The 15,075-nt window shown below is 41.2% G+C and carries 12 protein-coding genes; all 12 read right to left on the bottom strand.

Features of this window, described 5'->3' with window-relative positions:
* Positions 1 to 4 precede the first annotated feature (4 nt).
* Positions 5 to 436: a prepilin peptidase gene (locus tag G592_RS0107405; protein ID WP_278244631.1), complete on the bottom strand. Its 432-nt coding sequence runs from the start codon at positions 434 to 436 to the stop codon at positions 5 to 7.
* Between the two features lie 230 nt (positions 437 to 666).
* Positions 667 to 1,143 (bottom strand): flagellar protein FliS, encoded by a 477-nt coding sequence (locus G592_RS0107400; protein ID WP_028247269.1) that lies wholly within the window; start codon positions 1,141 to 1,143, stop codon positions 667 to 669.
* A 70-nt stretch (positions 1,144 to 1,213) separates the two neighbouring features.
* Positions 1,214 to 2,890, bottom strand: a complete 1,677-nt coding sequence (locus tag G592_RS0107395) for a flagellin (RefSeq protein ID WP_028247268.1) — start codon at positions 2,888 to 2,890, stop codon at positions 1,214 to 1,216.
* A 126-nt stretch (positions 2,891 to 3,016) separates the two neighbouring features.
* Positions 3,017 to 5,953 (bottom strand): DUF6240 domain-containing protein, encoded by a 2,937-nt coding sequence (locus G592_RS0107390; protein WP_028247267.1) that lies wholly within the window; start codon positions 5,951 to 5,953, stop codon positions 3,017 to 3,019.
* A 106-nt stretch (positions 5,954 to 6,059) separates the two neighbouring features.
* Positions 6,060 to 7,688 carry a hypothetical protein gene (locus G592_RS0107385; RefSeq protein ID WP_028247266.1) on the bottom strand — a complete coding sequence of 543 codons (1,629 nt, stop codon included), beginning with the start codon at positions 7,686 to 7,688 and terminating at the stop codon, positions 6,060 to 6,062.
* 104 nt (positions 7,689 to 7,792) lie between these two features.
* Positions 7,793 to 8,392 carry a recombination mediator RecR gene (recR, locus tag G592_RS0107380; RefSeq protein WP_028247265.1) on the bottom strand — a complete coding sequence of 200 codons (600 nt, stop codon included), beginning with the start codon at positions 8,390 to 8,392 and terminating at the stop codon, positions 7,793 to 7,795.
* A gap of 3 nt (positions 8,393 to 8,395) precedes the next feature.
* On the bottom strand, positions 8,396 to 8,734 hold the full coding sequence (locus G592_RS0107375; RefSeq protein WP_028247264.1) for a YbaB/EbfC family nucleoid-associated protein: 339 nt from the start codon (positions 8,732 to 8,734) through the stop codon (positions 8,396 to 8,398).
* 14 nt (positions 8,735 to 8,748) lie between these two features.
* On the bottom strand, positions 8,749 to 10,344 hold the full coding sequence (dnaX, locus tag G592_RS0107370) for a DNA polymerase III subunit gamma/tau (protein ID WP_028247263.1): 1,596 nt from the start codon (positions 10,342 to 10,344) through the stop codon (positions 8,749 to 8,751).
* Between the two features lie 24 nt (positions 10,345 to 10,368).
* Positions 10,369 to 11,442 (bottom strand): 6-phosphofructokinase, encoded by a 1,074-nt coding sequence (locus G592_RS0107365; RefSeq protein WP_028247262.1) that lies wholly within the window; start codon positions 11,440 to 11,442, stop codon positions 10,369 to 10,371.
* A gap of 36 nt (positions 11,443 to 11,478) precedes the next feature.
* Positions 11,479 to 12,915: an aminoacyl-histidine dipeptidase gene (locus G592_RS0107360; protein WP_028247261.1), complete on the bottom strand. Its 1,437-nt coding sequence runs from the start codon at positions 12,913 to 12,915 to the stop codon at positions 11,479 to 11,481.
* Between the two features lie 22 nt (positions 12,916 to 12,937).
* Positions 12,938 to 14,200 (bottom strand): hypothetical protein, encoded by a 1,263-nt coding sequence (locus G592_RS0107355; protein WP_196801824.1) that lies wholly within the window; start codon positions 14,198 to 14,200, stop codon positions 12,938 to 12,940.
* A gap of 49 nt (positions 14,201 to 14,249) precedes the next feature.
* Positions 14,250 to 15,074, bottom strand: a complete 825-nt coding sequence (locus G592_RS0107350; protein WP_036952179.1) for a phosphatidylserine decarboxylase — start codon at positions 15,072 to 15,074, stop codon at positions 14,250 to 14,252.
* Position 15,075: the final 1 nt, after the last annotated feature.

The raw sequence follows: 15,075 nt of genomic DNA, 5'->3' as shown, positions 1-15,075 counted from the left end.
CTTTTTAATCATTTATTATTTGTAGTAAAAAAAACGCAGCCGTTATATAAAAAGAATAGTGTAATCTTCTCTTTAAATTGATGCCCTTCTCATATAGGAAAAGACCAAGCACGGCGATGCCAGCAAGCATCACTGAGGCAACCATCACATCTGTTGTGTACTCAAAACCCACAAGAGTACTCATCACAGAAAATAGTTTGATGTCGCCAGACCCTATGCCCTTAACTCTATACAGCAGATATAGTATAAGGATGGGCAATGCAGCCTTTATTATGAAAAGAACTACCCCGATCAACTGGAAGTTCTGTATATTCAGGAAAAGTCCTGCAGCGTATCCCAGGATGATCAGCTCATTTGGAACTTTGTAATCCCTGGCGTCAAATAGATTAGCCACGGTCAAAATGCTCCACGTAAAAAACGTCTTCGTTTTCTTCACCTCCGTTTCGATTTGGAATTATAGGTCCTGGCGATCCGAAGTAACATAGCATTTCACGCTATAAAAATATTTGTACAAATTTACATTTTGTTTTTTTGTCAGATGTTAATACACAAACGAGGTATAAATCTCAACCTGTTGTATAATTCTCATGATACTTTTTATAACTAAACATTAAAAAAGAGATTCCCTGTTACGGAAATCTCTTTTTCTATAATATTTACTTTGAATTATGCCCAAAAACCACGGCTGGTTTGATTACCCATTAAGCTCTCATTTAGTGCCTCCCTTCCATAGGTAACACCAGCTCTAACATACTGTGTATTCCGCATTATAGGCGCGGAAGAATCTTTCTTAGCCACTTGGTCAAACGCAATACCTAATTCATCCATGACTCTTTTAGCCTCTAATAATCCTTCGGAGTTTGCCTTATATATGGATTTGGATACATTTCGCTGTACATAATCGTATAGCGCGTACAGATTTGAACTTACCTTATATTCAAAATTTAAATCTCTCTGGAGGTGGTTGACCACATCAGCACACTTCTTCAGTGCAACTATTGCTTCATCCACTTGGCCAGCTGCAAATTTATCCAGCGCTTCAGTCTCATATTCATTATAGATATCATAAAGAATTGATATTAATCCGCTGCCATTGCTGGATGCTATTTTCAAGGTAAAAGCTGAAATCTTATCTCTGTTCATTTACTATTTCTCCTATTAAGTGCATATCCAAGGTAGAAAATGAATCTTTGGCTAAGGATGATATACCTTACTACTGTAATAACTGGAGTGCCAACTGAGGTAACTCGTTAGCCTGTGCCAGCGCCGATACACCTGCCTGTTCCAACACATTTAACTTTGTATATTCAACCATTGTTGTTGCCATGTCGGCATCCTCGATTCGAGAAATGGCAGATGTCATATTTTCTTCGGTGGCATCCAAAGATTTAGTGGTATGCTCCAATCTGTTTTCGTAAGCACCAAGCTGAGAACGTACTGATGTAACGTAGCTTAACGCTTCCTCGAGAGCATCCATCGCATCCTCTGGGCCCTCTGCTCTTGTAACATCCACATCATCAATGTACATAAACTCTGTACTTACTGATGCGATTCTAACCTTCATGCTCTGGCCTTCATTTGCACCTACCTGCAATGCCATTGAGCCGATATCTGTTACGTTAAAGGTAATTAATCCGTCATATACAGTCTGACCTGTCGGGTCAGATGGATCAACTCCGTCTTTTTGGAATCCATCGTCTAAAAGGAAGGACATCTCGAATCCTTTTGTATCTGATACGATGACTCTTCTTCCGTCTGTCTTATATGTAGACTGAGTACCAAATAATGATTCTACAGTGTTGCCTGCGTCATCTTTATTATTCTGGAAGAGAACTATTACTGCATCCTCTCCTGTGTCTGCAATTCTCGGAAGAACTGTTCCTGCCTCATCTGTATTCAACACTTCATCGCCGCCATCATTATAAAAACCAAGTGCTCTTGCGAATTCAACGCTGGAAAACTCAATCTCTAATTCAGCGTCTGCACCATATTTGTAAGAAGAAATCCTCAATCCTTCAGGGTCATCAAAATCAGTTATTACTGCTCCACCTTTTTCGCAGGCTTCACGAAGCATTCCGTATACTGTCTCACCAGATGCTCCCTGTGCGAAAGTTACTGGATAACCGTTTATTGAGATTGATCCTGAGATTCCAAGGCCGTCACCCTCTTTTACCGTAGTAACTATTTTTTCTGGATCAGAATAATCTACTTCGGTAGTCTTCCACTCAGTATTATCAATTAACTCCTTGAAGTTAAATCCACCAGAAAATTTACCTGTTTTTACATGTGTTGTGGTTTTTACTTCTGTGTAAGTATTATCAAATACCTCGTCAAATTCATATTCTCCTGATAATGATGTAGAACTTACAGCACGCTTGGCTGCCTTGTCTACTCTAAGCTGATAGATACCTGCCGGCACGCCGTTTGATGTAGCTACTCTGGTACAGTTATTAGCATAGGTTCTACAATCAAGGGAACCATCTAAAAGATTAATCTTATTAAATTCTGTTGTCTGTGATACTCTGTCAATTTCTGATAAAAGAGATTCAATCTCCTTTTGAATTGCTTCACGTTCTTCGTCTGAGTTTGTTCCATTAGCAGCCTGAATTGAAAGCTCTCTCATTCTCTGAATCATATCTGTTACTTCGTTCAGAGCACCTTCAGCTGTCTGTAAAACAGAAATACCGTCGGAACCATTTGTAGATGCCTGGTCAAGTCCATCGATCTGAGCCTGCATTTTACCTGCAATGGCAATTCCAGAAGGATTGTCTGATGCATGATTAATGTTGAAGCCCGAGCTTAACTTTTCCATTACATCTGAGAGGGAACCTTCGGTACCAAGAAGTTTGTTGTTTGTAATCACCGCTGACATGTTATTGTTGATTCTCATAGTCGCCTCCTAAAGCCGTAACAAAAGTCTAGCATCCGTGCGGTGTATTTTTTAATTGATAAAGATCATCCCTGTCCTTACAATTTTAATATCGGTCCTATCCGTTAATAATTAACCGAACATTTATCAGAACATTTCTCCTATAACACTTAAATAGCTTCTGGCTATGCTATATAGGGACTCTGTCTGAATTTCATTTTTTTCATTTTCATTTGCTTCTGCTACCTGGAAATTTCCAAGCTCCCAGTTGTAAACATCATTTACAGATATTCCTGATTCGCGGGTAAATGAGAAGCTAAAGCTAAATCCTGTTTCAGCCTTCATTTTTTCAGAAATTGAATCTGCAAGACCTGCTAATCTGTCTCGCATTTCTGCAGTGTCACATTCTACATTTGCAGTAACTTCCTGTGCCTCATATCGGAAGGTGGTTTCGATAGTTCCTGTAGACTGCAGATAAATGGCCATCTTAACCAGACCTGTCTCTTCCACACCTCTGACGATTCGAAGATTCATATTGCCCACTTCGTTATCTATCATCATTGGAATATGATAGGTCTCTCCGCTATTTGCCATCTCCTGAATGGCCTTTGCCTGCTGAATCACAAGCTTCATATTTTCCAAATCAACAGTACGAACATCTTCCATTTCTACCATTGATTTCATGACTCTTTCGGCCAAATCACCAAGGGCTTCCTCAGCCTCCTTCATGGCTTTTGGACTATGACATGCCTCATCAAATCTTTCTAATGTAAGATTAATCAGATCTTCTATTGTCATATCTTCCTGCTTTGCCGCTCTGCCATATAAATCCTTGATTACAGTAGAATTATTCTGCATCAAAGCCTGGACTGCGTTAATCATATTTGCAGTTGTTGGAATATTAAACTGCTGCAATACAGATTCCACTTCCTGGCTGGCTGACAATGCTTCCTTAAGCTGACTTGTAAGATACTGATTGTACGCCTGCTCCTGAAGCTTGTCTGCAGAAGTGTCTGTAGAAACAGCCTCTGCCTCCATCGCTGCTGCAAATTCATCAGGGTTCATTCCTAAAATGTTCTCTTCACCCAGAATATGCATCTTGGATGGAGTCATTGCTTCCTTAGCATCTCTACATCTATTAGTAAGGAATACTTTTTCAACCTGCTCTGTGATGGACAAATCCCTTACAACCATTTCATCAAGGGAGCCATATTTATCGCTTACTTCATATTCCTTGCCAGTGTGCTTGCTTGAACGCACTGCTGTCATGAGATTTCTAAGAGTTACCTCTGTACCCTGACTTATCAACGCTCCTATGGCTGCGCCATCAGACTTTTCCACTTGGTGAAGAAGTCTGTACACACCCACATATGCTTCACGTTCTTCAGCACTGATTTCAGAATTATGTTCAGCCTTCCAAAGGAATTTTGCGTAGCTTTCCTCATCAGATGTACTTCCCATCTCAGCCTTGATATTCTCGGCCATCTCTTTAAGGTCATTCATGGTCATATCAAGTGGGTTGTTTCCTCGCTTTATCATTTCAGAAACAACTGCCGGAGTCATACTCTTAAATGTACGGTTCACAAGCTCAGTCTGGGCCTTCATGGAAGTAACAGACTCTTGGGTAATTTCCATCTGATTGTATGCCAATATTCTTACTGCCTTCTGGCTGGACTCTGTAGCCTCTATATCAAGGTCTGCCAAAATATCATCCACATTCTGGAACGCCTTATTAATGCTGTCGCCAAGGTCTTTTCTTACCTCTGTGCCAACAGCTTCATATGTCATTTCCATGCGGGAATATTCAGCAGTAACTGATACGCTGACTTCGTGAACATAGGAGAAGGTTTCCATTCCAATATTTGAAAATCTTCCAAAAGCAGCTGCTGGAGCGGACTGAATTTCCGCCATCTCATTCATAACTTCCTTGAAAAGACTTACATTGGAATCTGTCTTCTCACCTGTTTTGTCCTTCATTAATATCTGAAGAAGATTTGTCTCCTGAAGCTTAAGCTTGTCCAACAAATCTGAGAGATCATTGGTATTTACGGAGATGCCATTTTTCATCATTGTAAATGTGGCTTCCACCGTCATGGTAAGCTGAATCTCTGTAAGCTGGCGCTGAGCAGTAACAGATGCCAAATCATTAACATCCATTCTCATTACTTCTTCAAAGGTCTTCTTAGCCTGATCCATTAGAGAATAACCTTCGATTAAGTATGCTTCTGTCGGCTCTTTTCCTTCAGCTAAAATATCTGATATCGCATTTACGATATTTTCTTCCGATGGTTTTTCATACTGCTCCAACTGAACCATGTACTCAAGATGCTCCTTAGTTACAGGAACATCTTGCTTTAACATGGTCGCCACCATGTTCTTTAATTCAACCGGCGGCACAGGGTTTCGCGCAAACCTAAAATCTTCACTTTCAATTTCTTCTATAAGTGAATGTACTTTACCCTCTACTAATTCAATGAGACTAATGATATCTTCATCATTACTCTCTTCTGGAGCCTTGGCTGGCGCCGAATATGTTGCGTTGTAAATATTGGTGATGGTTGGCTCCAATTCATTTTTTACAAGATAGGCCTGTACCTCCTCAGGAAGTGTATCTGAAAGGCCCTTTGTCATAGCAACTGCCTGTGCAATTGAGCCAGACATTGCTTCTATCTCAGCATCAGAGAGACCTCCCATTTTAGAGACGTCTGCTCCTGCCTTTGCTAAATTCATCTTTATTTCGTCTACAACTGTAATAAGAGTCTCAGGCTCCATATCCATTGGGTCATGACCATCTTCCCTGGTTTTTGCAGTAGCCTCTTCATCCCAGGCTCTCTCCACGTTTTTAATCTTATCAACTGTAGACATGCCAAGAGCTGATGCTTCATTCACTTCCTTAGCGAAATCTTCATCAGTCATGACTCCTTTATTGTTATAGTAAGCATTATCCACCGACAATGCCTTAAGCTCTTTATTTAAATTTGGTTTTTTATCGTCCTTGATACCACTGGTTCCTACGCCCATAAGCTGGTCGCTTGCACCTTCTGTTTTGATGTAATCCGTTACCTTGAGTCCTTCTATTTGCATATAGTTCCTCCAGGGTATTTTGTGCTTACATCTTATATTTCGGACGGACATAAAAAAAAGATTACCCCCTCCCATAAAAGGAAAGAGTAATCCTCTTTTAGATTTCCTAGCCAAAGAAAACTGCTAATAACAGGAATAATATCGTGATTAAAAGAATCAGCTTACCTACGTACTTGCCCTTGCCTTTTGGACCGTCAACATCCCCTTCGATAAAGACTGGTGCCTTCTCAAAGTTAGACCAAATATAAGTAGGTTCACCATATCGTTTTAAATAATAATCCAGCTTTTTATTTGCCTCATATGGTTCTGCTACCCTTACAGTTGAGCCTGCGTTATAGGCATAAAAAACAGTCAAATCATCTTCTATCTGATATGCGCTAAACACTGTAGCCGGATAGCAAGATGCATCCTTTGTGATTACAGAATAACAATATAAATCACATAAGGTCGCAAATATAAATAGCAGTAAATAACATGAACCCGGTATAATTATTGCCTGTAAGAAACTTAGAAGGTCTGCCTTTAAAGCTATCATAGCTATAATCAAGGAAATTTGACCTAATACATGGAACAATTTTGCAAATACTAAAAACCTCTTTATGCCCTTATGGTAATCTGAATAATCTATTTCTTCTTCAGGTTCCTCCTCAAGCTTCATTCCCTGGAAAATACCATTTTCAATTATGTAATTATCATCACAAGTAAAGGCATGCTCATCGAGATTTAATAACTCTGGAATCTCCTGCTGGCTTTTCTCTTCAACCTCTTTATAGGTAATCTTTTCATCCTTTGTAAGTGAAAATGGAACACCGTTATCCTGAAGAAATGCTACAAACATATCATATTTTTTGTAGCCTCTGCCAATACGAGATGGAATCTTTACAAGTTCGCCATCAACATAGATGTCCATTTCCTCCACCTGATAGGAACCGGCTTTTGTATTGTATTTATTCTCGTGTGTGTATACGTATGAAATATCTTTTACGTTAAATACACGAGGCTTTCTTATCAGTCCTCGGATTTCAATCTCCTGGCCGTTAATATAAATAAATTGTGTATATCTAAGAATGAAAAATAGCCAAAATGCAGTGTTAGCAATCATAATTACAAGAACTAGTATAAACGTGCCCTGATCCTCAACACCCTCAATTAAGACTTCTGTTAAAGGAATATCAATGGCCAGAATAAAACCGATAAACATTACTATTCCTAAGACATAGGCCTTCTGAACGAGTTTGAAATTATAGCTATTGTTAGTTGTATTTTCGTTGGATTCAAACAAACCTATACTTCTAACTTTAACCTGATTTTCTCTGGCAGCTCTTGTAACATAGTCTCCTGCTTCTTCTGGAAGATGTTGTAAATTTAAAGTAAGTTCCCTGCCCTTTTCATCCATCAGGGTGATATATCTCTCTGAATTTACATAACATATATCAACATTGTTAAATTTGAACTTACGGCCAATCAATCCGTATTTTGCTGATATATATTCAGGTGTGACAACAAATTTTACTTCGCAACAGGAAACGAATAAGCAGGTAATAATAACTCCAAAAAAAATAATAAGCACCGTTGCAGAAAAATCATCATAGTGTCCAACGCCGCTTAGTATTGCAAATAAAATTGTAAGTCCACCAAATAACAAAAAGATAAGGATATAAACCCAGGCTACTCTGCTATCTCTAAAAGAAACCTTATCCCCTCTTTCATGAATTTCATACCTATTTAAAAACATAGTATTCCTTTCTACAAAACATAAGATTTCGATATCATACTACGATTATCCTTAAAAAACTATAAAAAAAGTACTCCCTGAGGAGTACTGATTTTAAACATTTTCTACAATTCCGTTCTTCCGTCTAAAGCGCGAAGAAGAGTAACTTCATCGATATATTCAAGGTTTCCGCCTACTGGAACACCAGAAGCAATACGGCTTACACGAATTCCCGTTGGCTTAATAAGCTTGCTAATGTAGGCCGCTGTGGTCTCACCCTCAAGAGATGAATTGGTGGCTACGATAACCTCCTCCACATCATTCTGCTGCAGGCGAACCATAAGTTCTTTCAGCTTAATATCTCCAGGGCCGATTCCCGCCATAGGAGAAATGGCTCCGTGAAGAACGTGATACACACCTTCAAACTTTCCTGTCTTCTCGTAAGCAGCCAGGTCTCTGGTGTCCTCCACAACCATTATAATATTTTTGTTTCGCTTTGGATTAGAGCATATCGGACAAAGCTCGTCGTCTGTGAGAGTGAAACACTCCTTGCAGTAACGGACATTTTTTCTGGCCTGAATAATGGCATTGGCCAAATCATTTACCTTGTCCTCGTCCATTCCTAATATATGGAAAGCCAGCCGCTGGGCTGACTTACTTCCAATGCTAGGCAAATCACTTAGCTCCGCTATTAAGTTGCTAATTTCTTTGCTGTAATATTCCATTAATTAAAGTCCTAATCCACCAGTAAATTTAGACATAGAAGCTGCGCTAATCTCATCAACCTTACGAAGTGCCTCGTTTGCTGCAGCCATTACAAGATCCTCAAGCATCTCAACATCATCTGGATCAACTGCTTCTGGATCAATCTTAATCTTTGTGATTTCCTTCTTACCTGAAACTGTAACCTCAACAACACCGCCACCTGCAGTACCTGTCATCTCAGTCTCCTCAAGCTGTGCCTGAGCTTCCTCCATCTGACGCTGCATACGCTGTGCCTGCTTCATAAGCTGGCTCATGTTACCTGGCATACCGCCGCCTGGAAATCCGCCTCTTCCTTTACCCATATCTTCTATTCCTCCTAATCTTCGTCTTGTTCAATCTCAATTCCTACACTTGCGAAGAAATCTCTCACATCTGTCTTAGTGTTCTGCGAGCTGACTCCGCTGGAATTAATTTCTACCTTTATATTCACTGTCTTTTGAAGCATCTGCTCAATGACAGCTGAAATCTCTGCTAATACTTCTGGGCGGTTAACAAAATCTCCACCCATTCTTCCTGAACCTTCAGGCTGGTCAAAAATCAACACCAAATCTCCTGATTCGTTGGTGGTGACTGTGGTAACCTCCTTCAGGTACATCTTAATGTTTACAGGAAGCTTTCCCATCACTGAACCCCAGCTCTGGGCAATCTTCTTAACCTCTTCTGGAACTGCTGCTGGTAGTGGCTCCTTTTTTACAGGAGCTGCACTGGGTGTAGCGCCTGTCTGAACCTGCTGTGGGGCTGCCATAACTACTGGCACACCTTCCTCTACCTTCTTTTCCAGATTAACCATTCTGTTATTAAGTGCTGAAATGTCTGGCTCCATCTGAGGCTTGCAAAGCTTAATCAATGCAATCTCAATCAATACTCTCTTCTGGCTTGCATACTTAATATCGTTAGAAAGCGCAGACAGAACTTGAATGTATCGCATTAACACCTCTGTGTCAACCATCTTGGCCTCTTCCTTGAGAAGTGCAAGATTATCTGATGACATTTCAAGGGCATCTTCCATATCTTCTGAACTCTTAATAAGCATCAGGTTTCGGAGATACCATGTAAAATCTACAACAAACTGATTCAAATCTCGTCCCTGAGTGATAATCTCCTCAAGGATAGTGATGGCTGAAGTAACATTTCCATCAATAATATTTCTAAGGAGTCTTGAGAACACCTCTGTATCGATAGCTCCAAGAACCTTAAGTACATTGTCGTAGGTGAGGGTCTGGCCAATGTAAAATGCAATACACTGATCCAAAAGACTTAATCCGTCTCGCATTGAACCATCAGCGGCCTTGGCGATATAACGAATAGCCTTTTCCTCTACCTCTATTCCCTCCTTTACCATCAGCTCCTGCAGACGTGCTGCGATAGTGTCGATGGAAATACGGTGGAAATCATATCTCTGGCAACGGCTGAGGATGGTGATTGGAATCTTGTGGACCTCAGTAGTAGCCAAAATAAACACAACATAAGAAGGTGGCTCCTCAAGTGTCTTAAGAAGGGCATTGAAGGCTCCAGTGGATAGCATATGTACCTCATCGATGATGTAAACCTTATATTTGCCCTCTGTAGGAGGATATGCCACCTCCTCTACAATCTGTCTGATGCTATCTACACCATTGTTTGATGCAGCATCCATTTCTATTACGTTCATGGAATTGCCAGCTGTAATAGACTTGCAGGTCTGACATTCCATACAAGGACAGCCATTTACCGGATTCTCGCAGTTGATAGTACGGGCAAGAATCTTTGCGATGGTAGTCTTACCTGTTCCTCGTGTACCTGTAAACAGATATGCATGTCCTATACGGTCGCTTTTTATTTGATTTTGAAGTGTTGTAACGATGTGGTCCTGACCCTTAACATCATCAAATGTCTGTGGTCTGAACTTTCGATATAATGCCATGTAGGACATAACAATTACCTGCCTGTTTTATATTTAGTCACCGAAGCTAATACCGATTCTCTTAGCTTCCTGAATCATCTGGCAATCAGGGTCTACAACCTTAAGCTTGCCAGCCACTTCCTCAAGTGGAACTCTCTTTGTCTTACCATTTACCATGGCAATCATATTTCCAAAGTCACCGTCCATAATAGCCTGAGCTGCTGCAGAACCAAGACGTGTACAAAGTACTCTGTCGTATGGATCTGGGCTGCCGCCTCGCTGCATGTGACCAGGAACTGTAACACGCGCCTCGATACCTGTCTCCTTCTGGATGCGGTCTGCAATCTCATAGGAAACTGATGGGTACTTTGAAGATTCAAGCTTTTTCTTATATTCCTTCTTGGAAAGCTTTGCGTCTTCCTTTGAAATAGCACCCTCGGCAACAGCAAGGATAGTAAAGCCCTTGCCTTCCTCGGCACGTTTATTTATAGCCTTTATTACCTTCTTGATATCGTAAGGAATCTCAGGAAGAAGGATAATATCAGCACCGGAAGCCACGCCAGCATAAAGTGTAAGCCAGCCTACCTTATGTCCCATAACCTCTACGATAAACACACGGCTGTGTGAAGATGCTGTGGTATGGATGCAGTCGATTGTATTACATGCAATATCAATGGCACTCTGGAAACCAAAGGTCAAATCAGTGCCGTAAATATCATTATCGATAGTCTTTGGAAGATGGATTATGTTCAAGCCCTCTTCTCTAAGAAGGTTTGCAGTCTTCTGTGTACCATTTCCACCAAGGATAACAAGGCACTGAAGATTCAGCTTGTAGTAGTTGGATTTCATTGCCTCTACCTTATCAAGACCATTCTCGTCAGGCTCACGCATAAGCTTGAATGGCTGACGGCTGGAACCAAGGATTGTACCACCGCGGGTAAGAATACCTGAGAAATCCTGGTTGGTAAGAAGTCTGTAGTCTCCGTAGATAAGACCTTTGTAACCGTTGAAGAATCCGTATACCTCAAGATCCTTAACATTTGCTGCCAAGCCTTTTACAACACCACGCATTGCAGCGTTCAGTGCCTGACAATCGCCACCACTTGTAAGCATTCCGATTCTAAGCATAGTCCTTCTCCTTCCCTAAGAAAAAATCCTATTTAATTATTTACTAGTCTCAATAACTCGTCTTACATAGTTGTAAATTCTCTCTGTAGAAGCAATACCAAGGCGCTCCTTTGGAGTATGAATATCATGCATCTCTGGACCGATTGAAACTGCATCAAGTCCTGGAAGCTTTGAAGCAAGAAGACCACACTCAACACCTGCGTGAAGAGTCTCAACTAATGCCTTCTCTCCTGTCATCTCTTCGTAAAGAGCAACAAGCTCATCTCTGAAGCTTGAATCTCTCTTGTACTCCCATGCTGGGTACTGACCGTGAGTAGAAATCTTGCAACCAAATGCATTTCCTACCATAGAAACCTTTCTCATAAGAGCTGTCTTAGCGCTGTCTACTGAGCTTCTAAGTGCGCATGAGAAGTTAAGTCCATCTTCTGTGAGCTTAAGAATACCAAGGTTGAGTGATGTCTCAACGAGGCCCTCAATATCGTGGCTCATAGCCTGTACGCCGTCTGGCATGCAAGAAAGAAGCTGAATCATTCTCTTTGTATCTGCTGCGCTGACAGCCTCTACTGAAGCCTCTCCCTGGCTCTTAATATCAATCTTCATCTCTGGATCTGTAACTGCGAACTCATTCTTGATAGCTGCAGCCTCTGCCTCCATAGCCTTTACAGCCTCTGCTGTTGTAACAACCTTAGCTGATGTAGCACGTGGGATGGCATTGTCCTTTGTACCACCAACGAAATCTACAAGCTGAACATCAGCAACCTCTGCAGCTGCTGCAAGCATTCTATTAACCATAAGTGTGGCGTTTGCACGGCCCTTGTCGATCTCTGTACCAGAGTGACCACCTGTACAATCGTTAATCTCTACTGAAACAAGATTTCCCTTAACCTGCTCCTTCTTAGCTGGGTACTCAAGCTCCATTCTGCATCCGCCTGCGCAACCTGCAAGGAAATGGCCCTCTTCCTCAGAGTCAAGGTTTAAAAGCTTGCGTCCTTTGATCATTGATACATCGATGCCTGCTGCACCTTCCATACCAACTTCCTCAGAAACTGTGATGATAACCTCAAGACGTGGGTGCTTAAGTGTCTCATCCTCTAAAAGAGCAAGTGCCATAGCTACAGCGATACCGTCGTCACCACCAAGTGTAGTGCCCTTTGCTGTAACGTATCCGTCAACAACCTCAAGATCAAGACCTTCTGTAAGCATGTCCTTTGTGCAGTCAGGATCCTGCTCTGCAACCATGTCCATGTGTCCCTGAAGGATAATTGGAGCTACATTCTCCATACCCTCAGATGCTTCCTTAATCATGATTACGTTGTAAAGTTCGTCTGTGTAATATTCAAGATTGTGTTCCTTTGCGAAATTTACAAGGTATGCACTAATCTTTTCCTCGTGATAACTTGGATGAGGGATGTTACAAATCTCCTCAAAGTAATGAAATACTCTCTCTGGCTTACAATTGCTTAATACTGCCATTTTAAAATCTCCTAACTAATGCTTATTTCTTGTCGTACTCACCGTACTCACAGCCGATGTTGTACGCTTCCATATCATCAACCAATTCCCATTTAAACTCAGCCTTTTTCTCTGAGTCGGTATCTTTGGTCTTTAATATTTTTTTATAGAGCTTTATTTCGCCCTTTCCGTTACCTCCATTCCAGAGGCGATTGTGAAGCTTCTCGCCGTTTGGCGCTTCGTAATTTATGAGCAACATGTCTTTTTTCTGACATGAAATCTCCGCTATCATCTTTGCCAGAGGTGTCTCCTGCTCTACCTGCCAGGTGATTTCATCATCTCCCTCATGGCAATAAAACTTTGTCTTGGTGAGAGTCCAGAATCTAGAGAAATTGAACTCGTAAGGCTCTCCCTCATACCACATGGCACCTAAGATAACATTATCAAAGGTCTGACCTGTTCTAATCTTTGGACGACCACCACCGATATCAAATGCTGTATTTTCAAGCCACTGACCTGAAATCTTGCTCTTTAAATGTGAGCTGGCAAGCCACACCCATGGTGATGTGAAATCCTTACCCCAGTTCTTATCAGCATATCCGTAGCAGGAATCCTTATCTACGATATATTCCTCGCCATCCAGGATAACTGAACCATTATAGAAGGTCTTCATTCCCTCTGCATGCCAGAACATCTCGAAAGCATCCAGCTCTCTTGATGCCCAGCTGGCACCATAGCCTACATTAAAGGCTATGTTCTTTTCTATGTTAAGGTCCCAAACCATCTTTCCTGCATCGCACATCCACTCAGGATGAGCTGCTGCATCTTCTGCTGAAACCTCCACCTTACCAAGTGTACGGCTCTCTGAAAGGAAACAATTATCTGCGCTAATCTGGAATGGTGCATCTTCTTTTATGTTGACCTGCTTCCAGCCAAAAAATCTGTGAAGCTGTCTTGCATTCTCACCCCAGCAACCTGCTTTTATCATCACATAAGATGGCTTAACACCATTTTTCTTGTTAGCTGGCAACTGGCCAAATACTGGCTCATCTCCTCCCAGTTCAGGATTAACTGTAAAAAACTCGATAAAGAAAGCTTTTTCTTCGCCAGTCTTTTTGTTATGACCTGTGAAGCTGTGCCACCACCAGTCATAGCCCTCCGATGCCAATGCACCCTTTAGCATAAAGCGATTGCGCTCTATATCAGAGTGATTAAAACTTCGTTCAAACAGCTTGTCTCTTACATCAAGGCCGTCGATTTTTTCAAGTACTGTTTCTTCTAATTGTGTAAACTTTTCTTTAACCATGATTTTAACCCCATTTTCTACATAATACCCTGTACTTACTATATCATTTTCATTGGTTAAATTCTATATTCCCTATGGTCTGACCCATGACTACTGGAGTTTCTTCTCCAACAGCTGAAGCCTCAAGGAGTTTTTTATCAATATTTGCTACCCCTTTTGGTACAAGCACAATGATAGTAGAGCCACCATATTCGAAATGTCCCTTTTCCTGACCACGGGTAACAGGCCCTGCCTTAGGCTGGTTGTTGACTATTCTACCAACTAACATGGCTCCCACTTCCATCTGGACACATTTTCCGAAATTTTTGGTGCTTAATACTGTGTACTGGCGGCTATTTTCTACAAAAACAGGACCAGCTTCTAAGGCTACAGGCTGCACTGTGTGATATAGGCCTGGAATCACCACATCCTGCGATTTCTCCCCTGACTCAAAGTATGCATACCTGTGATAATGGTTTACACACAGTCTGTAGACCAGACAATATCCACCGTCAAACTCTTTGGCTAGCTCTTTGTCCTTAAGTAAATCAGAAATTGTAAACTTACTCTGCTTTACTGGAAGCACCAAATCATCTGAAATAGGGTAAACCTTCAGCAGACCATCGCATGGTGACATTAGGTGGGCTTCCTCCATATCAAGCGGTCTCAGCTCCGGCTTTATTCTTCGACAGAAGAAATCATTGAAACAGTTAATATCATCTAAGATATAATCCTCCATTTTGATTCCATTTGATTTTGCAAACCCACTAATAATGCACTTGGATGCTTTAGAATCAAGGAGCCAGCCTGAAAAATCAGATACTGGTTTTAATAATAAAGGGCGAAGTATTATTCGCCCCAACTTTGTATTGTATAAAAATTGTAATCCACTCATA

This window comes from Pseudobutyrivibrio ruminis CF1b, assembly GCF_000424005.1.
Classification (GTDB): Bacteria; Bacillota; Clostridia; order Lachnospirales; family Lachnospiraceae; genus Pseudobutyrivibrio; species Pseudobutyrivibrio ruminis_C.
Note: the sequence above shows the minus strand (reverse complement) of the source record. Positions and strands in the feature narration are given on the sequence as shown.